The following is a 20,077-nucleotide window of genomic DNA, read 5'->3' as shown; positions in this document are numbered from 1 at the left end:
TTGGAGTTTTTTGAATGAAATGCAAAGATACGAAGATTGAATGAGGTGAGGAAATGCTTAATAAATTAAAAAAAAGAAAATGAATTAACTTTAAAAGCTATTGTATTTTAATTAAGCTTTTTTATTTAAGAAAAAAACTACAAAATTTTATAACAAGGATCAATCTTAATCAAAAACAAATAATCCCAAAAAATAAAAAAACCGGATAAGAAATCTTATCCGGCTTTTTTAAACTATTTAATCTACTATTTCAATATAATTTTGTCAGCACCTTCTTGAATTTCTCCAATCAACGCACTTCCATCAATAATATTCAATACTTTTTCAGCATCAGTTTGGTCAACGATGACAACCATTCCAACACCCATATTAAATGTTCCAAACATTTCGTTTTCTGCAATTCCTCCGCGTTTAGCTAATTCTTGCATCACTGTTGGTACATTTATTTTTGCTTTTTCTATTACAGCAGTTAATCCGTCATTTATAATACGAGGAACATTCTCGATTAATCCACCTCCTGTAATATGAGCAATTCCAGACATTTCGATTCCAGCATCTTTGATTTTGAAAATATCATTTTGATATAATTTTGTTGGAACTAATAATGTTTCGAACAAAGGTTTACCTTCAAATTCTTCGTTAAAATCTGGGAAAACTTTACGAACCAAAGAGAATCCATTCGAATGGAAACCACTTGATGGTAACGCAATAATTACTTGTCCAGCTTTTATTTTAGAACCATCGATAATTTCATCTCGTTCTACTACTCCAACACAAAATCCAGCAACATCATAATCACCAACTTGGTACATTCCTGGCATTTCTGCTGTTTCTCCACCAATTAATGCTGTTCCAGTTTCTTTACACGCTTGTGCAATTCCACCTACAATTTCTGCTGCGATATCAGAATCTAATTTTCCACAAGCTAAATAATCTAAGAAAAATAATGGTTTTGCTCCATGACACAAAATATCATTTGCACACATCGCGAAACAATCAATCCCAACTGTATCGTAAACTTTAGAATCTAAAGCCACACGTAGTTTAGTTCCTACACCATCGGTTCCTGATACCAAAACAGGATTTTTGTAACCTCCTAATTGGTAAAATGCACCAAAACTTCCAATTCCATTCAACACGTTTGAATTGTGTGTTGCTGCAACTGCATCTTTAATTTTCGATACCGTTTGATAACCTTCTTCCTTATCTACTCCGGCTTGTTTATATGTATTGCTCATTTTAATTATGATTTAGTTTTTCGAAATACGAGATTCGAAATTCGTATAACTTATTAATCTATATGCAAAGGTTTTACCTCTTTACATTCTTCATTAGAATAATTTACGGGATATTTTTCTGTAAAACATCCAAAACAATGTTCTTTACTTCCTAATAAATCAATCAGATTATCAACTGTTAAGAAATCTAACGAATCGACATTCAAATAATCTTCAACCTCTTTAATTGACTTATTTCCTGAAATTAAATCTGCTTTAGAAGGCATATCAATTCCTAAATAACAAGGTGCAATAATTGGAGGCGAAGCAGAACGGAAATGAATTTCTTTTGCTCCTGCTTCTTTTAAGATTTTGATTAAAAGTTTCGAAGTTGTTCCACGTACAATCGAATCATCTAAAACAACCAAACGTTTTCCTTTGATTTTATTTTTGATGGGATTCAATTTTAAGTTGACCACACGTTCACGCATTTCTTGTGAAGGAACGATAAACGAACGCGACATATAACGATTCTTAATCAAAATTGGTTCGTAAGGAATACCCGAAGCTTCTGAATAACCAATTGCAGACGGGATCCCAGAATCTGGAACACCAATTACAATATCGGCAGCAACAGGAGATTGTTCGTATAATTTTCGACCAGATTCTACACGTAAATCGTAGATTTCATTTCCTTCGATATTCGAGTCAGGACGTGCAAAATAAATGTACTCAAAAGCACAAATATTACGCTGCGTTGGTTGATTTAATGAATAAGATTTCAAACCTTGTTCATTTACAACAATCAATTCACCTGGCTCTACATCACGGATAAATTCAGCTCCGACAGCGTCTAATGCACATGTTTCTGAACAGAAAACATAGGCATCGTCCAATTTTCCTAAACATAAAGGACGAATACCATTTGGATCGCGAAAAGCTGCCATTTGATTATTCGCTAATAACAAAACCGAATAAGCTCCTTTTACCTTTTCTGTACCTTTCTGTATAGCTTCTACAATATCTAAATGCGAATATTTTTGAATAGAACGTAATAAAACCTCCGTATCCGAAGTTGCTAAAAATGGTAAACCTTCTGCTTCTAATTCAGCTCTTAATGCTTCAACTTCAATTAAATTTCCGTTATGAGCAATAGAGAAATGAGGTTTTCCATAAATATTGTACGTGTAAAGTGGCTGAATGTTACGACGACTTCCACCTCCAGCAGTTGTGTAGCGTGTATGTCCAATCGCAGCATTTCCTTGGTATTCTTCAATCTCGGCTTCCATTGTTTTGAAAACGTCTAATACCAATCCTGTTTTTTTCACCGTTTTAATGTTTCCATCTTTCAAGAAAGAAACACCACACGCTTCCTGTCCACGGTGTTGAAGCGCAAATAAACCAAACTGTGCAATAGAATATGTGTTGATATTATTTGGCGAATAAACCCCAAAAACACCACATTCTTCGTTTACACTATCCACAGTATCGGCTGCATATTTTTTTAATAAATTTCTTTCGTAGAAATTCGTTAAATATTCAGCTTTTAATTGGCTTTTATGTAATTTTTTATCAATCATTATAGAATGAAAAAAATGTTTATTTTAAAACTTCTGTCAAACGATTATATACTTCGTGATAAGCTTCTGAAACATCACCTAAATCACGACGAAAACGGTCTTTATCTAATTTTTTTCCTGTTTCAACATCCCATAAACGACATGTGTCTGGAGAAATTTCGTCAGCTAAAATGATATTACCATCAACATCTTTACCAAATTCAATTTTAAAATCAGCTAAAATTAATCCAGCTTTTAAGAACAATTCTTTCAACGCTTCGTTAATTACTTCTGTTTGTGTGTACATTTCATCTAACTCATCATATGTTGCAGCTCCTAATAAAACCGCATGATGATCGTTGATTAATGGATCTCCTAATTCATCTTTTTTGTAACAGATATCAAAAATTGTAACTGGAGATTTCGCTCCTTCTTCTAATCCTAAACGTTGAGCCATAGACCCAGCTACATAGTTGCGCACAACCATTTCAATTGGAATAATTGATACTTTTTTCACCAATTGCTCACGATCATTCAACTGCTCGATGAAATGAGTTTTAACTCCTTTTTCAATCAAATAGTTGAAAATTAAAGTCGAAATTTTGTTGTTCATTTCTCCTTTGTCCTCAACAGTTCCGCGCTTTTGTGCATTAAATGCAGTTGCGTCATCTTTGTAATAAACAATTACTTTGTCTGCTTCCTCTGTTGAGTAAACTTGTTTTGCTTTCCCTTCGTAAATGAAGTCATTTTTTGTTAAGCTCATCGTTGTTGTTTGTTTTTTCGAAGCTCGATTTTCGAAATTCAAAGTTAAAATTCATCTAACTTCTAGTTTCTTATTTCTAACTTCATTACATCGTTTTTTTGTTTTGTTTGAAATGAAAAAGTCCACTTCGTGTTTGTTGTTTGTTTTGAAAATTAACTTGTTCAAGGTTAACTTTCGAGATTAATTTCGATTGGTTCAGGATCGAAATTGGTATTAGTTTGTTGTTTGTTTCTTTTTTTAGTATTTAGATGTTAGATATTTAATATTTAGATTTTTTTTCTTCTACCTTATTTCTAACTTCAAAATTCCTTATTTTATTTTCAATGTCAAGCTGAATTCAGTTCAGCTTCTCACTTTTTTAAGATGAGTTCCTGAAACAAGTTCAGGATGACTCAAACTTTATTCTTCAATTGTCATTCTGAATGAAGCCTTGGCGTAATGAAAAATCTTTTTAGATTCCTCAACAAACTCTAAATGACATTTTTTATTTAATTTTTAGAAGTTAAATTTTCTCATATCTAACTTCTAATATCTCATATCTATAATCTACCCTCTAAAATACTCCACCGCATTTTTGAAGATATTCATATATCCATTTCCTGGAATGTTCTTGAATAATCCTTCTTCGTAACGCTCTGGATGTCCCATTCGTCCGTAAACTTTTCCACAAGGCGATACAATTCCTTCTACCGCAAACGTAGATCCATTTGGATTATAAGGCATTTTTCCAGCTAATTTTCCATCCAAATCTACAAACTGAGTTGCGATTTGTCCTTTATCAATTAACTTTTCTAATTCAACCTCATTTGCTACGAAACGACCTTCTCCATGCGAAAATGGAATCCAGAATTCTTGACCTTCCATTCCTTTTAACCAAGGTGAGTGCGATTTATTCACTCTCACTTTCGCTAATTGTGTAATGTGACGACCAATTTCATTGAACGTTAATGTTGGTGTATCTTCTTCTAAATCTTGAATACGTCCATAAGGCAATAATCCTGATTTAATCAATGCTTGAAAACCATTACAGATTCCTAAAACCAAACCATCGCGCTCTAATAAATTGTGAATTGCATTTTTGATTTTCTCATTGCGTAAAACCGTTGCAATAAATTTACCTGATCCATCTGGCTCATCAGCAGCTGAAAAACCTCCTGGTACAAAGAAAATATTGGCTTGATTGATTTCATTTACAAAAGCATCAACTGATTCTTCAACATCTTGTTGTGTTAAATTACGGAAAGGCAAAGTCGAAACGATTGCTCCTTCTCTACGGAACGCTTTTGCTGAATCATATTCTGAATTTGTTCCTGGGAAAATTGGAATGAAAACTTTTGGGTTTTCTACTTTATGATCGGCGAAGGCAAAACAAATTTGTTCTGCTTTTAAATCTTTTTCCTCAACAACAGTTTCAGTAGTTGATTTATATGGAAACAATGAATTGAATGTTTCTTTCCATTGTTGTTTTAATTCAATCAAATTAATTTCTTCTCCATTAAAGTTGAACGAAGTTGAATCATTTGTCTGACCTAAAACATGATAATTTTGAGCGATTTCAGCAGGAATATTTAAATCATCTGAATGTTCAATTACAATCGAAGCTGGATAATATTTTGCTACATCTAAATCAGTTTTGATTTCAAATCCGATTTCATTACCAAAAGCCATATTCGCTACAGTTTCTGCAATTCCACCAAATTTAACCGTCATCATTGATTTTACATCAGCATTAATTGTTCCGATAAAATCAAAAATAGCTTTTGTATTTGCTTCGTCGATTAAATAATCTTCTGTTAATGTTGGAATAAAAACTGAAAGTTTAGAATTCTTTTCAACTAAAGTTCCTTGTACAATTTTTTCAGCCAAAGAAGGCGCAACTGCAAAAGAAATCAACGTTGGCGGAACATCAATATCTTGGTAAGAACCAGACATCGAATCTTTACCTCCAATTGCAGGAATTCCGAACTGTTTTTGTGCTTCAATCGTTCCTAATAAAGCCGCAAATGGTTTTCCCCAACGCGTAGCTTCATCACGTAATTTTTCAAAATATTCTTGAAAAGTTAAACGAATATCAGCGTAATTTCCACCAGCAGCAACAATTTTTGTCATCGAATCAATTACCGCAAAATAAGCTCCGTGATAATTTGACCAACGAGAAATTGTAGGATTGTAACCAAATGAAGCAATAGAAACTGCATTTGTAAATCCGTCTGTTGGGAATTTTTGTACCGAAACATCTTCTGGTGTATCCATTGTTTGTCCACCAAAAGCATTCAAAATAGTAGAACGTCCAACGTTATTGTCAAACATTTCTACCATACCTTTTTGCGACGCATGATTTAACTCTTGCATCATTGCAATAAACGCTTCTTTATTGAAGGCTTTATTCTCAAAAGGATTTGTATATTCTTCGTCCGTAACTTCGATTTTAGCTTGTTTACGAACGCCATTTGTATCTAAAAATTTACGGTCTAATTCAACAATTTTTGTTCCTTTCCAAACCAAAGTCATTGTATCATCTCCCGTTACCTCAGCAACACAAGTCGCATCAAGATTTTCTTCTTTTGCTAATGAGATAAATGTTTCCACATCTTTAGCCTCAACCGCAACAGCCATACGTTCCTGAGATTCAGAAATCGCTAATTCTGTTCCGTTTAATCCAGCATATTTCAATGGAACTAAATCTAAATTAACATTAATTCCGCGTGCAATTTCACCAATTGCAACAGAAACACCTCCTGCTCCAAAGTCATTACATTTTTTGATTAATGCTAAAACATCTGGATTACGGAATAAACGTTGAATTTTACGTTCAACAATTGCATTTCCTTTTTGAACTTCTGCTGATAAATCGTCTAATTTAAGACCATCGTGTGTTTTAGATGAACCAGAAGCTCCTCCTACTCCATCACGACCTGTTGCTCCTCCTAATAAAATAATTCGGTCACCTGCAACTGGTTCTTCACGACGAACATATTCTTTTTTTACAGCTCCAGCCACAAAACCAACTTCCATGCGTTTTGCTTTGTACCCTTCGTCATAAATTTCTTTCACAAAAGTTGTCGCTAAACCAATTTGATTTCCATAAGAACTGTATCCGTTTGCTGCTTCTTTAGAGATTTTACGTTGTGGTAATTTACCTGGTAACGTATCTTCAATTTTTTCTAAAGGATTTGCAGCTCCTGTAATACGCATCGCTTGGAAAACGTAAGAACGTCCACTCAAAGGGTCGCGTATTGCTCCACCAACACATGTCGAAGCTCCACCAAATGGTTCCACTTCTGTTGGGTGATTATGTGTTTCGTTTTTGAATTGTAATAACCATTCTTCTTCAACACCATCTACATCGATTGGAACGACAATAGAACATGCGTTAATTTCTTCAGAAACATCAATATTTTTCACAACTCCTGTACGAGAAAGATATTTTCCCATCACAGTTGCTAAATCCATCAAACGAATTGGTTTAGTTATTCCTAATTCTTGACGAACTTGTTGGTAATAATCGAATGTTTTTTGAAGTGTTTCGTTAAATTTAGAATTAAATTGAACATCTGTAATCTCCGTCTCAAAAGTTGTATGACGACAGTGATCAGACCAATAAGTATCTAAAACTTTTAACTCAGTTTCGGTTGGATTACGATTGATTGATTTGAAATAGTCTTGAATAAAAACTAAATCATCCATCTCTAACGATAATCCAAATTGGTTGTAAATGTCTTGTAGTTTATTTTCGTCAGCAGAAATAAAACCTTCAATAATTGGAACTTCTGTAGCTTCTGGATTAGCTGGAATTTCCATTTTTGAAAGATCTTTCTCGCGCGACTCAATTGGATTGATTAAGTAATCTTTTACTTTCTTTAAATCTTCCACAGACAAATCATCATTGAAAACATATAGTAAACCAGATTTTACGGTTACATTTTCAACATTCATCAACACTAAACATTGTTCCGAAGAATCATCGCGTTGATTATATTGACCTGGTAAAAATTCGGTTGCAAAATAATTTTTAGAATAAGGAATGCTTTCGTTAACTGCATCTTCTACGTATTTGAAAACAACGTCTGTCACAGGATCGACAAACACCTTATTTTGAACCTCTTGTAATTGGCTTTCTTCTATATTAAATAGATCATAAATAACAAAAACCTTGCACACAATTGTAGGTACAAGGTTTTTGAGTTCTATTGTAGTCTTCTGACTGATAACGTCAAAATTTGATTTCTTCTGAATGAAAAGTCTGTGGTTCATTGTATTGTTTGCTGTACTATTTGGTTTAATGTGTTTAAACCATTTGTATCATCTACATCAACAAACAAACTATTTTCTAACGAGAGTGGTTCAAGACTCATTTTGTAGAAAAAAAATTCATTTGTAGTGGCAATTTTTTATGGTCTGCCGTAGAGACGCTCAACCTTATTATGAGCTATACAAATGTTGTAAACTTTAAAAACTAAATCACCTTTAAAAGTGAACTGCAAAATTAAACATTTTAATTAGTAAAATCAAATCTAAATCAACAATATTTTATTTAATTTTTTGGTTAAATATTTTTCTTAAAATTTAAGCATGATTATCAATCAAATGTCCCTTTTTACAACAAAAAAATCCTTATCAAAATTGATAAGGATTTTTCGTTTTCCGTAATTATCTTGTAATTGTCAAATCGTATTCGTTGTCTGATTCATCATATTTATATGATAATTTCATATTGAAATCTTGCATAAACTTTTTGCAAAACGTTTCTATATTTAATGAATCTGGAAAAGTAGCTTTGTTAACTGTCATAAACAAAGTTGTCCAACTTGTATTGTCTTTAAAAATTGTAGAGAATCTTTTCTCCCAATATGTTAAAAACTTTTCTTCTTTTTCATTGATTAATATCTCTTCCATTCTACCTACTTTATAAACCAATTACAAATTTACAACTATTTCTAATCAAAACCATTTTTTCACGAATTATTAACGTTTTCAGTTTCTATCTTTCATTCAAGAATCGCAAACTTAAGATTCGCTTAAGATTCACTTTTCCATGTTAATAATCTATTAAATATCAAGATATTTGAACAATAATTCAAAAACAAAATGTTTACAAATAATTTAAAAGGACGTTACAGTATTTTACTATTTTTCAGTTCGTTATTTATTCTAATTTCATTTATTCTACGCCTAATTTTTGCAATTTGGGTAAAAAGTGATTTCGATTGGAATATTGGCTCGTTATTGCACACTATTTTTTATGGATTGGTGTACGACATTAGCGTTGTAAGCTGTTTCACGTTATTCTTATCATTTTATTTTATGATTTTACCAAACAAATTCGTCAATTCATTATTTGATCGAACTTTCGTGTATTTCGTTTATACATTGTATTTGGTAATCATTTATTTTACATTTTTTGCCGAAGTTACATTTTGGGACGAATTCAAAAGCCGATTCAATTTTATTGCGGTCGATTATTTAATTTATACCTACGAAGTTGTCAAAAATATTCAAGAATCATATCCTTTACCAGTTTTAATTGGCGGAATTGTGTTGATTACAGGCTTGACAATTTTCGCAACAAAAAAAGGTTATTTCTTTTACAACACATTCCATAACAAACCAAAAACAAGTCAAAAAATTGGCGTTTTTGTGTTCAATTTACTACTTGCGGTTAGCTCATTGTTTCTTTTAAATAATGATAGTAGTTCAACTTCAGAAAATCGATACAACAACGAAGTTTCTAAAGCCGGAATTTTTTCTTTCTTTTCTGCTTTCCGAAATAATCACTTAAAATACGACGAACATTATAAATCTATTCCGATTGAAGATGCTTTTGCAGTGATGAAATCTGAATTGCAAGATTCGAAAACTGTTTTCGATCAACAATTCAAAAATCCAATACGAAGAACAATTTTAGCGAGTAATCCGTCTCAAGCAGAACAAAAACCAAACGTGATTTTTGTGTTGATGGAAAGTATGAGCGCTTCATTTTTGCAAGAGCAATTCAACGGAAAATCAATCACTCCAAACCTTAATGATATAGCAAATAACAGCATCTATTTTTCGAATATGTATGCCAACGGAACGCGTACAGTACGTGGAATGGAAGCTGTTACATTATCAATTCCTCCTACTCCTGGAAACAGTATTGTGAAACGTGTTGATAATCAAAATTTATATACTATTTCGAATGTTTTCAAAGCAAAAGGTTATCACAATATGTTCTTTTATGGTGGCGATGGATATTTTGATAATATGAATGCGTTTTATGGTGGAAATGGTTTTGACATTTACGATCGAGGTCGTGGTAGCGTTTTAAGTGATAGAATCAACACCAATCGTTTCAATATTAATGATGATGAAGTTACTTTTGAAAATGCTTGGGGAATTGCTGACGATGATATTTACAGAAAAGTAATCAAAGTTGCGGACGAAAAATACAAAACAAAACAACCATTTTTTGCTTTTGTGATGTCAACTTCTAACCACAAACCTTATACGTACGAAGATGGAAAAATTGATATTCCGTCTGGAACTGGTCGTCCTGGTGCTGTAAAATATGCCGATTATGCGATTGGAGATTTAATTGCAAAAGCGAAAACAAAACCTTGGTTCAGCAATACCGTTTTTGTGTTTATTGCCGATCACTGTGCAAGTAGTGCAGGTAAAGATGCGATTGACGTTAAGAATCATCACATTCCGGCATTTATTTATAATTTGAAATCGCATGCCAACGAAAATGTCACAAAAGAAGTTTCTCAAATTGATATTTTTCCAACATTATTTTCGTTGTTTAATTGGAAATATACGTCTCAATTTTATGGAAAAGACATTTTCGATCCGCAATACAAATCGCGTTCTTTTGTTGGTACGTATATTAAATTAGGAATGAAAAAAGGCGAAGATGTTTCGATTTTATCCGATCAAAAGAAAATCAATCAATACAAATGGATTGATAAAAATTTAATTGATACAAAGGTTGATCCTATTTTCGAACGTTCTATCATATCTAATTATCAAACAGCCGATTATTTATTTAGCAATCATTTATTAAATGAAAAATAAAATCATTTTTATCATCAATCCAATTGCTGGTAAGGGAAAAGGACGAATGATTGAAACTGAAATTCAAAGTTATTTTAATCAAAAAAATGTTGAATTCGAAACATTTTTGACTGAAAGTATTGGTCACGCAACTGAAATTACAAATCAAGTTCTAACAAAAAATCCTGATATAATAGTAGCTTGTGGCGGCGACGGAACAATAAACGAAGTCGCTCAAGCTTTGGTTGGTAGCAATGTTGCTTTGGGAATTATTCCGATTGGCTCTGGAAATGGATTAGCGGCTAATTTGCATATTCCTAAAACTACTGAAAAAGCTTTTGAAACGATTTTGAATGCTAAAATCAATAAAATTGATGCAGGAAAAATCAACGAAAATTACTTTTTTAGCAATATGGGATTGGGAATTGATGCGGATGTGATTAACAATTACGCACAAACCAAAACAAGAAACTTTTTGGGATATGTAACTGCCAGTACAAAAGCCATTTTCAACTTTCAACCGAAAAAATTTAACATCGAATTAGACAATGAACATACATTAGATGATGACTTTTATTTTGTGTTCTGCTCCAACTCTAACGAAGCGGGTTACGGCATCTCATTTTCGCCCAATGCAAAATTAAATGATGGAAAATTAGACTTTCTTGCGGTAAAAAAACTTAATTTTATCCAACAAATTCAGTTTTCGGCGAATGTTTTAGGAAAACGAATTGAAAAAATGAAGCAAGCAAAAGTGTTGCAAGTTAATTCCGTAAAATTCAATTCCAAACAACCTAAAACCATTGCACAAGTTGATGGTGAAGCTGTTATTTTTAACCAAAATTCTATTGAAGTTTCGATTGTCCCGAATGCTTTAAATGTTATTGTTCCGAATTAGAAAATGAACAAACCAAAAGTTTTAATTGTTGAAGATGAATTGGGAATTGCCAATTTTATGCTTCAAGGTTTAGAAGAAGAAAATTTATCGCCAACGCACTGTTTAAGCGGCGAAGATGCCTTAGTGAAAATAAATAACGAGAAATTTGATGTTATTTTATTGGATTGGATGATGTTAAATATTTCTGGATTAGAAGTTTGTTTAACAACGCGATCTACCGAAAATCCAAATAAAAAAACACCCATTATTTTTATTACAGCAAAAGATACAGTTCAAGATACAATTGAAGGTTTGAATGCTGGTGCAAATGATTACATCAAAAAACCATTTGATTTCAATGAATTAGTAGCGCGAATTAACGTTTATCTTCGTCAAAATGAATCGAATAATCTTTTAAATTTCGGAAATATTTCATTAAATACAGAAACGCATCAAACTTTTTTAGACAATAATTTAGTTGAATTAACACTAAAAGAATTTCAACTTTTAGCTTATCTTTTCAAAAATAAAAACCGAATTTGTACACGCAAAGAAATCATTGAAAACGTTTGGGATATTCATTTTGAATACGATACAAGTGTGATTGATGTTTTTATTAATGCGATTCGTAAAAAATTGAATCTAAAAAAAGACGATCCGCGCTTACATACCATTCGTGGCGTTGGTTACATTTCGAAAGATGCTTAAAAAATTCTCGGTAAAAAATAGAATTGCGCTTTTCTACAGCCTTACTTTTTCGGTTATTTTACTGATTATATTTTATTTAATTTATTTTTCTGTAAACCGAGGTATCAACAAAACGATGTACGAAACGTTGGAGGAAGAAATCAATAGTCACGTTGATTATGTTTTACACGAACCAACATTAGAGAACTTTGTTCAACCGCGAGAATGGGAAGAAGTTGAACATACAGACATTGCACTGAATCCTGTTTTTATCTCGATTTATAATAAAAATTTCAAATTAATTGAGAGCTCTCCAAATATGGTGCAAAATCAATTGGATTGGAACAATGAAGAACCAGAAAATAAGCCATTTTACGCTGAATATAATTCAATTCAGTTATTAATTTCTCAAGCAAAATTGATTCATCACGGCGAAGTTGTGGGATATTTGGTCGTTGGCGTTTCTACAAAACACAATCAATTAGCGCTAGATTATTTAAAAACCGCCTTACTTATTATCTTTCCTATTTCGGTTTTATTGACGTTTCTTTTAGCTCGTTTTATTGCGGCTAAATCGATTAAACCTGTTTTCAATGTTATTCATACAGCGCAATCGATCACCGAAAATAATCTTTCAGAACGCATTCAATTACCTAAAAATAAAGATGAATTATTTCAACTTTCAGCGACAATAAATTCACTTTTAGATCGATTAGAGTTTCAAATTTTAAAAGCTAAACAGTTCTCGGCTGATGCTTCACATGAACTTCGAACACCTTTGGCGATTATAAAAGGAACCTTGGAAATTTTGATTCGACACGAACGCACGCCTGAGCAATACAATGAAAAAATAGATTACACATTGAAACAAGTGAATCGTTTGGATCGTTTGGTAGAGCAATTTTTGTTGATTTCTCGTGTAGAAAATAATAGTTTAGAGTTGAAAACTTCTTTATTTGAGCTAAAAACCGAAGTTTTAAAATCAATTGAACGTTTTGATGTTTTATTACAAGAAAAACAAATTTCTGTCGATACAGAACAACTTCAAACTTGTGAAATTGATAATTACCAAGAATTTTTTGAGATTATTATAGATAATGTTTTATCAAATGCTATAAAATATTCTAACTTAAAAGGTCAAATAACAATTCTTTCTAACATCGAGAACAATTCTTATGAATTGATTTTTGAAGACAATGGAATTGGAATGAATCAAGAAGATTTAAAATTTGTTCAAGAACGATTTTTCCGTATTAAAAATGATTCAACATTCCATATTTCTGGTTCTGGATTAGGACTAAATATCGCGACACAGTTAGCTAAAATAGCTGACATTAAAATGCGAATTGAGAGTACCCAAAATATTGGAACTAAGATTATTTTAACGTTGAATATTTAAAATTTTTAAGTAACTTCAATTCATCTAAAATATCAAAATGAGTCAACACGAATATACAAACGGAGAAATCACTATAATCTGGAAGCCTGAATTATGTCAACATGTAGGTATTTGCGTAAAACTACTTCCAAATGTATATAATCCGAAAGAAAAACCTTGGCTAAAGCCAAAAAATGCAAGTAGTGACGAACTTATCAAACAAGTTCATCAATGTCCTTCAGGTGCGTTGAGTATAAAGTAGTAAAATAAATATTTTAGCATTTTATGTTTCTATGTAGCTAATCTTTAACTTCCCTCTGATTTCTTATTCATTAAATAAAGTTCGTATATTCGCAAAATCAAAATTTAAGTAAGACACAATGTAAAAAATAATTTCTTTCAGACAAATCAGAACAACAACCTCAAAACGGTTGCTGTATTGTTTCACTTCTAAAGAAAGGAATTATGCTTACTTTACAAAATATTTCATATCTACATCCAAACAAGAATATACTGTTTAGCGACATTAATTTAACAGTACAAAATCAAGAAAAAATTGCTTTAATTGGTAACAACGGAGTAGGAAAATCTACTTTATTGAAAATTATCGCTAAAAAATATCAACCATCAAATGGTCTAATAAACATTGAAACTGAACCTTATTATGTTCCACAAATTTTCGGACAATTCAATCAGTTGACGATCGCTCAAGTACTGAAAATCGAAGATAAATTAAGTGCTTTGAACGAAATCTTAAACGGAAACACAAGTGAAGATAATTTCAATTCACTCGATGATGATTGGACAATCGAAGACCGTTGCAATGAAGCATTAAGTTATTGGCAACTCAACGATTTGGACTTGAATCAAAAAATGGAAACTCTAAGTGGTGGACAAAAAACAAAAGTTTTTTTAGCTGGAATTTCCATTCATCAGCCCGAATTAATTTTATTGGATGAACCTAGCAATCATCTCGATAATGTAAGTCGTCAACTTTTATATGATCTAGTTCTCGATACAAAAAGCACGTTAATCATCGTAAGCCACGACAGAAAACTTCTAAACCTTCTAAATAGTGTTTATGAGTTAAGTAAAAACGGGATTAAAGTTTATGGTGGAAATTACGACTTTTATAAAGCTCAAAAACAGATTGAAAACAATGCCTTGAATCAAGATATTCAAAGCAAAGAAAAAGCATTGCGGAAAGCCAAAGAGAAAGAACGAGATACTTTAGAACGACAACAAAAATTGGATAATCGTGGAAAAAGTAAACAAGAAAAATCAGGTGTTGCTCGAATAATGATGAACACTTTGCGAAATAATGCCGAAAATAGTACATCAAAATTAAAAGGTGTTCATGCAGAAAAAATTAATGGAATTTCTCAAGATTTACAAACGCTTCGCTCCTCTTTATCTCCTTTAGATAAAATGAAATTTGGTTTTGATCATTCAGACTTACATAAAGGAAAAGTTTTATTTACCGCAACTAACGTTAACTTTAGTTATAACGATAAACTGATTTGGAAAAACAACTTAAATTTTGAGATTACAAGTCGCGAACGCATTGCATTAAAAGGAAAAAACGGTTCAGGGAAAACCACGTTGATAAAGCTTATTTTAGGTAAGATAAAACCGCAAAAAGGAACAATTTATCGAGCAGAAAATAAATCCATTTACATTGACCAAGATTATTCGTTACTTAATAATAAACTAAAAGTTTATGAGCAAGCACAACAATTCAATACCTCAGCATTACAAGAACATGAAATCAAGATTCGTTTAAACCGATTTTTATTTTCAAAAGACGACTGAGAGAAACCTTGCTTAATGTTGAGTGGTGGTGAAAGAATGCGTTTATTACTTTGTTGTTTAACAATAAACAGTAAAGCTCCTGACATTATTATTTTGGACGAACCTACCAATAATTTGGATATTCAGAACATTGAAATTTTGACAAAAGCTATAAACGAATATCAAGGAACGCTAATCGTTGTATCACACGACGAAGCATTTTTGGAACAAATAAAAATAGAACGGACGATTGATTTATAAAAAACATAGTAAATAATCAAATTCCTTTCAATGGATTCAAAAGTTACTCAATCCCACATTCGATATATTTTTGGAATTCTTGAAAAAGTTTGAAGAAGAAAAAAATAATGAGTTTATAAAAGCTATATGCATAAAATAATACCTTCTGTTCACAAGTAATAAGAATGCATTCAATTTTAATCATAGACGATAAAACAAAAATCAGAACACTCCTAGCTCGAATTAGAAGGTTTTGAAATACATCAAGCAGAAAATTTAAAATCAGGGATAAAAAAAATTAAAACACTTACTCCTGAAGTTATTTTATGTGATGTAAAATTACCTGATGGTAATGGTGTTGAGTTTGCAAAAGAAGTCAAAGAACAAATTTTAATTGTAATGGAAGCTTAACGAGCAGAAACTCCATAGCCCAACTTTGTAGAAAATATAGTATAAGTCAATCTCAATTTTATAAGTGGAATAAAGAATTTTTAGAAGCAGGTAAAAAGCGATTATCGGGTGATATAACTCGAGAAAAAACGTAAAACATTTCTGTTGCTATCTGCAAACTTCTTTCTGCATACACTTTTGATTGCTCTGCTGTATGGTCTGAAACTTTAGGATCTTCAAATGTTATCGGTATTCTTTTTTCAGCTCCTGCAATAAACGGACAATCTCCATCTGCTTGCGAACAAGTCATAATAGCTGCGAATGTTCTAGGATTGAATGGATGATCATATTTCTTTGAAAAGCCTATAATTGGAAGTGTATTTTCATCAAACTTAATGGAATAAATCGGATTTGTACTTTCTTCAATTTTGAAAATAGTAAAACCTTGATTCCTTAATGTTTCCACTACTTTCGGGAATAGCGCCGTTTCTTCTGTTCCACCTGAATAACAATATACATTTTGTATGTTGTAAAACGAAGCAGAAACCTGTGCCCAAACTTGTGAAAAATGACTTCGACGTGAATTGTGTGTACAAATAAAGTTGAGATTTACAGCTTGATTATCATTTATTTTCTGTTGAATATAATCTACCAAAGGCTGCAAAACAGCCTTTCTGTCGGTAGATATTCGATCAAAATTTTGAAACTTGATTATGTTTTCTTTTAGTATTGAATACATTGTTTAGTTAGAATTTTAACAACATCCTGAATTTGGTGTGCAACAAGACGATTGAATCTCTGATAATTTCACTTTTGGTTTTTGATTTGGAATACCACATGCATCCTCTGCTAAACAAGCTGTTTGTTTGTTTTTTAAGACAAAGTTTTTACCATTGAATTCTAAATCATATTTCCCAATTGTTTCAGCTTGATACTCTACCTCTATTTCACTGTTCTCGATTCCCAACTGTTTTTCAGAAAGCTCGATGATATGAAGCAATTTATTTGGTTTTAAGCGATGTTCATAATCGTCGGCATTCCATAGTTGGAAATTCACAGCTTTCTCGTTTCGTATTGTTCCTCCACAATCAATAAAATTTTTAGTAATTTGCCCTACTTCTGTTACATGGAAATGTTCTGGTACAAATGTTCCATCTTCTAATTGAAATTCAACATTGTCTAAATTTGGCAATATTTCTTTAATTTGTTCAAGTGTCATATGAATTGAATTTTAAATTTATTTTCTTTTTTATTCATCGTAATATTACGATGTATATAGATTAAAAAAAAATGCCTTTAACAGCATTGTTTAACTTTCACCTCTTGATTAAAGAAAGTGACTAATTCGTTTTGTATCTCATTCCATACTTTTTCTTCAATACAATAACAAACAGACTTTCCTTCTATAGAACCTTGTATAATTCCTATATTTTTTAATTCTTTTAAATGCTGAGAAATAGTTGCTTGTGCTAAGCCCAATTCATCTACCAAATCGTTACAAATACACGCTTTTTGATTGATAATATGTTGTAAAATAGCAATACGAGCCGGATGTCCCAAAACCTTAAACAGCACGGCTAATCTATTTTGTTCTTCTGTAAACATCTCTGTTTTAGTAATTCCCATTTCTCTTTTTATTACATCGCAATATTACGATTTTAAATTTAAAATGTAAAACTTCCTTTCTCTTTTTATTCTTATTATTTTTCAAATGAATTCATATGACCTTCGAGAAATCTTGATGCAAATTAAAGTATTGTAAAAAGTAGATATAAGTATTGAGAATTAAATTTTCAGAAATTAAATTTTAATTTATTGGTTAATATTTTCTACGATAAGACTCTTCTATTTTTCTATTTAATAATAATTCTTCCATAAGGCTTCCTTCTTTTCATAAGATGAATATTAAATAAATAATTTCTGTAAAAGACACAAGTACAATTATTTAACACACCTATGACCACACGCATAAGTCTTGTTACGCTATCCTATGTAAATTAGAAAATCAAAATTATATAAACAGAACTATAATGGATAATTTATTAAATGAACCTGGTCTTCAATTGACTATCTTGTTTTTCTTTATTCCTGTATTTTTTGCTTTGATTCTTATTTTAATTAAAATCAATAGCATTATATCAAATGTGTTAAGAAAAAAAGAATTAAAAAAATCTATGAAGATTTAAAGAATCTTCAACCAGGAGAAGTGGCTGCTCTTGAAAAACGAAAGATAGAACTTGAGTTTAAACTAATAGGAAACGAACTTTCATTAAATAATTCTGTTGAAGATCCACGTGGATTAGTAGATCAAACAAATGAAATACATGATATTCGTTTTTTACAAACCAAACGAAAAGAAAGAAAAAATATAGTTATTCCTAACAACGAAAAAAAACTTATACTTTGGTTCTTAGGATGTGGTATTTTATGGCTTATTATAGGAACAACCGTAGGAGAGTATTTGGGAATAAAATTTGTCGCACCTGATGCTGATCATGTTAGTTGGTTAAGCTTTGGTCGATTAAGACCCGTACATACGAATATTGTTTTCTGGGGTTGGGCATCTGTTGCTATGGTCGGTTTTTCGTATTATGTTATTCCAAGAGTAGGTAATACAAAAATCTTTAGCTTAAAAATAGCTTATACTTCACTAATTTTAATGAATTCAGCTGTTTTATTAGGAAGTATTTGTTTAATGGTTGGGATAAATAATAGCGGTGGAGAATACAGAGAATATGTTTGGCCAGTTATGCTTCTTTTTGCAATAGGAATTATTATCAGTATTTATAATCATATCCAAACAATATCATCAAGAAAAACAGAAGAAATTTATGTCTCGAATTGGTATATAGTATCTGCAATGATGTTTGTTGTTGTCATATTACTTGTTGCTTATCTTCCGTTTTGGCAAGATGGATTAGGTGAAACCATTACACAAGGTTATTTTATGCATCAAGGTGTTGGTATGTGGTTCATGTTTTTTAATCTTGGATTAATGTATTTTTTCCTTCCACAAGAACTTAATAGCCCAGTGTACTCATATAGTCTAAGTATACTTGCTTTTTGGACTCAAATCTTATTTTACACTCTAATTGGAACTCATCACTTTATATTTAGTGCTATTCCATGGTGGATGCAAACTATTGCAATTGTAGCGAGCGTAGGTATGATAATACCTGTAGCTGCAGGAAGCATTAATTTTATGATGACTATTCGAGGTTCTTGGCACAGATTAAAATTAAGTTATGTACTACCATTTTATGTCGTTTCAATTATTTTCTATTTCACTGGTTCAATGCAAGGAACTGTAGAAGCATTTCGGGTAACTAATCTTGTTTGGCATTTTACCGACTTCACTGTTGCTCATTCTCATTTAACTATGTATGGTATTATCACATTTATGTTATGGTCATTTACTTATACACTTGTACCGAGACTTACTTCTCATGAACCACCAAGTATTACTGTTGGTTTACATTTTTGGTTTGCATTAATAGGTTTACTTGTTTATACTGTTTCGTTGATGATAGGATCTACAGAAAAAGGAATTTTATGGATGGATAAAAAACCGTTTCTTGAAGGTATAATTTTAATGATGCCCTATTGGTTATGGAGGGCTATAGGAGGTACAATGATGTGGATATCTCATTTTATTTTCGCTTATAACTTTTATAGAATGTTAAAACCAAAAAAGGAAATAAAAATACCGCAATCACCAGCTGAACTTTTAGATATTATTAATATAGAAAAAACAACATTATAATGGATTTTTTTAATAATCATAAAAAGCTTTTTCTTTCCGCATTGGCATTTTTTCTTTTTCTAACATTGATTATTTGTATTCTACCTGCACTTAATAATCAGAAAATAAATCGTCCTTTGCCAGGAAGTAATGTCTCTACAGAAGAGGAAGTTCGTGGTAAGCAAATTTATATAAGAGAAGGTTGTGTAGCTTGTCATACACAACAGATCAGAAATGTAGATATGGATCAGGTTTTTGGAGAAAGACCAAGTATTGCTGCAGATTATGCACGAAATAAACGTATTAGCTTTTTTCAGAATACAGCAACACTAATGGGAACAGAGAGAACAGGACCTGATTTAACTAATATTGGTCGTAAGCTGTAAATCGTCAGCAAAAAG

General features: G+C 31.6%; 15 protein-coding genes, 3 pseudogenes and 1 riboswitch. Of the genes and pseudogenes, 10 read left to right on the top strand and 8 right to left on the bottom strand.

Going from position 1 to position 20,077, the window contains the following annotated elements:
- Window positions 1-245: 245 nt before the first annotated feature.
- The 5 genes from purM to B3578_RS12030 all read right to left on the bottom strand — a co-directional run bounded on the left by purM (window position 246) and on the right by B3578_RS12030 (window position 8,435).
- Window positions 246-1,238, bottom strand: a complete 993-nt coding sequence (gene purM / locus B3578_RS12050; protein ID WP_114999539.1) for a phosphoribosylformylglycinamidine cyclo-ligase — start codon at window positions 1,236-1,238, stop codon at window positions 246-248.
- A 53-nt stretch (window positions 1,239-1,291) separates the two neighbouring features.
- A complete protein-coding gene (gene purF, locus B3578_RS12045; protein ID WP_125349020.1) occupies window positions 1,292-2,797 on the bottom strand; it encodes an amidophosphoribosyltransferase in 1,506 nt (501 codons plus the stop codon).
- A 19-nt stretch (window positions 2,798-2,816) separates the two neighbouring features.
- The gene (gene purC, locus B3578_RS12040; RefSeq protein WP_291049017.1) at window positions 2,817-3,539 is read right to left on the bottom strand and encodes a phosphoribosylaminoimidazolesuccinocarboxamide synthase; all 723 of its coding nucleotides are present in this window, start codon (window positions 3,537-3,539) and stop codon (window positions 2,817-2,819) included.
- Window positions 3,540-4,085: 546 nt separating this feature from the next.
- Entirely contained in the window at window positions 4,086-7,793 is a 3,708-nt protein-coding gene (locus tag B3578_RS12035; RefSeq protein ID WP_125349019.1) for a phosphoribosylformylglycinamidine synthase, read from the bottom strand.
- 104 nt (window positions 7,794-7,897) lie between these two features.
- Window positions 7,898-7,996: riboswitch (purine riboswitch) on the bottom strand.
- A gap of 193 nt (window positions 7,997-8,189) precedes the next feature.
- Window positions 8,190-8,435, bottom strand: coding sequence for a hypothetical protein (locus tag B3578_RS12030; RefSeq protein ID WP_038332385.1), 246 nt, complete (start codon window positions 8,433-8,435; stop codon window positions 8,190-8,192).
- Between the two features lie 192 nt (window positions 8,436-8,627).
- On the opposite strand from B3578_RS12030, the gene B3578_RS12025 reads away from it, so the two are divergent.
- The 8 genes and pseudogenes from B3578_RS12025 to B3578_RS14350 form a co-directional block, all read left to right on the top strand.
- The gene (locus tag B3578_RS12025; RefSeq protein ID WP_291049011.1) at window positions 8,628-10,592 is read left to right on the top strand and encodes an LTA synthase family protein; all 1,965 of its coding nucleotides are present in this window, start codon (window positions 8,628-8,630) and stop codon (window positions 10,590-10,592) included.
- Entirely contained in the window at window positions 10,582-11,469 is an 888-nt protein-coding gene (locus B3578_RS12020) for a diacylglycerol/lipid kinase family protein (protein WP_291049009.1), read from the top strand. Before B3578_RS12025 ends, B3578_RS12020 begins: the two co-directional genes overlap by 11 nt.
- Before the next feature lie 3 nt (window positions 11,470-11,472).
- On the top strand, window positions 11,473-12,156 hold the full coding sequence (locus tag B3578_RS12015; protein WP_280061601.1) for a response regulator transcription factor: 684 nt from the start codon (window positions 11,473-11,475) through the stop codon (window positions 12,154-12,156).
- Window positions 12,149-13,534 carry a sensor histidine kinase gene (locus B3578_RS12010; RefSeq protein ID WP_291049004.1) on the top strand — a complete coding sequence of 462 codons (1,386 nt, stop codon included), beginning with the start codon at window positions 12,149-12,151 and terminating at the stop codon, window positions 13,532-13,534. Before B3578_RS12015 ends, B3578_RS12010 begins: the two co-directional genes overlap by 8 nt.
- Window positions 13,535-13,571: 37 nt before the next feature.
- Window positions 13,572-13,775: a (4Fe-4S)-binding protein gene (locus tag B3578_RS12005; RefSeq protein WP_291049002.1), complete on the top strand. Its 204-nt coding sequence runs from the start codon at window positions 13,572-13,574 to the stop codon at window positions 13,773-13,775.
- 203 nt (window positions 13,776-13,978) lie between these two features.
- Window positions 13,979-15,565, top strand: a pseudogene (gene abc-f, locus B3578_RS12000) (ribosomal protection-like ABC-F family protein).
- Between the two features lie 237 nt (window positions 15,566-15,802).
- Window positions 15,803-15,955, top strand: a complete 153-nt coding sequence (locus tag B3578_RS14415) for a response regulator (protein WP_125349105.1) — start codon at window positions 15,803-15,805, stop codon at window positions 15,953-15,955.
- A pseudogene (locus B3578_RS14350) lies at window positions 15,952-16,086 on the top strand (IS3 family transposase); the annotation flags it as partial. The gene B3578_RS14415 and the pseudogene B3578_RS14350, both read left to right, overlap by 4 nt.
- On the opposite strand, the pseudogene B3578_RS11990 reads toward B3578_RS14350, so the two are convergent.
- The 3 genes and pseudogenes from B3578_RS11990 to B3578_RS11980 all read right to left on the bottom strand — a co-directional run.
- Window positions 16,071-16,673 (bottom strand): annotated as a pseudogene (locus B3578_RS11990) (protein-tyrosine-phosphatase); the annotation flags it as partial. The pseudogenes B3578_RS14350 and B3578_RS11990 overlap by 16 nt on opposite strands.
- 15 nt (window positions 16,674-16,688) lie before the next feature.
- A complete protein-coding gene (locus B3578_RS11985) occupies window positions 16,689-17,153 on the bottom strand; it encodes a DUF6428 family protein (RefSeq protein ID WP_125349012.1) in 465 nt (154 codons plus the stop codon).
- Between the two features lie 77 nt (window positions 17,154-17,230).
- Complete coding sequence (locus tag B3578_RS11980) at window positions 17,231-17,560, bottom strand: ArsR/SmtB family transcription factor (protein ID WP_125349011.1); 330 nt, start codon at window positions 17,558-17,560, stop codon at window positions 17,231-17,233.
- Between the two features lie 580 nt (window positions 17,561-18,140).
- On the opposite strand from B3578_RS11980, the gene B3578_RS11975 reads away from it, so the two are divergent.
- Both B3578_RS11975 and B3578_RS11970 read left to right on the top strand, forming a co-directional pair.
- A complete protein-coding gene (locus tag B3578_RS11975; RefSeq protein WP_291048998.1) occupies window positions 18,141-19,697 on the top strand; it encodes a cbb3-type cytochrome c oxidase subunit I in 1,557 nt (518 codons plus the stop codon).
- Entirely contained in the window at window positions 19,697-20,062 is a 366-nt protein-coding gene (locus tag B3578_RS11970; RefSeq protein WP_291048995.1) for a cbb3-type cytochrome c oxidase subunit II, read from the top strand. Before B3578_RS11975 ends, B3578_RS11970 begins: the two co-directional genes overlap by 1 nt.
- The last annotated feature ends 15 nt before the right edge of the window (window positions 20,063-20,077 follow it).

It is taken from the genome of Empedobacter sp. UBA1574 (assembly GCF_002322895.1).
Taxonomy (GTDB): Bacteria; Bacteroidota; Bacteroidia; order Flavobacteriales; family Weeksellaceae; genus Empedobacter; species Empedobacter falsenii_B.
Note: the sequence above shows the minus strand (reverse complement) of the source record. Positions and strands in the feature narration are given on the sequence as shown.

Coding starts and splice junctions, on each gene's coding strand:
- purM (WP_114999539.1), bottom strand. CDS start 1,238: ATGAGCAATACATATAAACAAGCCGGAGTAGATAAGGAAGAAGGTTAT.
- purF (WP_125349020.1), bottom strand. CDS start 2,797: ATGATTGATAAAAAATTACATAAAAGCCAATTAAAAGCTGAATATTTA.
- purC (WP_291049017.1), bottom strand. CDS start 3,539: ATGAGCTTAACAAAAAATGACTTCATTTACGAAGGGAAAGCAAAACAA.
- B3578_RS12035 (WP_125349019.1), bottom strand. CDS start 7,793: ATGAACCACAGACTTTTCATTCAGAAGAAATCAAATTTTGACGTTATC.
- B3578_RS12030 (WP_038332385.1), bottom strand. CDS start 8,435: ATGGAAGAGATATTAATCAATGAAAAAGAAGAAAAGTTTTTAACATAT.
- B3578_RS12025 (WP_291049011.1), top strand. CDS start 8,628: ATGTTTACAAATAATTTAAAAGGACGTTACAGTATTTTACTATTTTTC.
- B3578_RS12020 (WP_291049009.1), top strand. CDS start 10,582: ATGAAAAATAAAATCATTTTTATCATCAATCCAATTGCTGGTAAGGGA.
- B3578_RS12015 (WP_280061601.1), top strand. CDS start 11,473: ATGAACAAACCAAAAGTTTTAATTGTTGAAGATGAATTGGGAATTGCC.
- B3578_RS12010 (WP_291049004.1), top strand. CDS start 12,149: ATGCTTAAAAAATTCTCGGTAAAAAATAGAATTGCGCTTTTCTACAGC.
- B3578_RS12005 (WP_291049002.1), top strand. CDS start 13,572: ATGAGTCAACACGAATATACAAACGGAGAAATCACTATAATCTGGAAG.
- B3578_RS11985 (WP_125349012.1), bottom strand. CDS start 17,153: ATGACACTTGAACAAATTAAAGAAATATTGCCAAATTTAGACAATGTT.
- B3578_RS11980 (WP_125349011.1), bottom strand. CDS start 17,560: ATGGGAATTACTAAAACAGAGATGTTTACAGAAGAACAAAATAGATTA.
- B3578_RS11970 (WP_291048995.1), top strand. CDS start 19,697: ATGGATTTTTTTAATAATCATAAAAAGCTTTTTCTTTCCGCATTGGCA.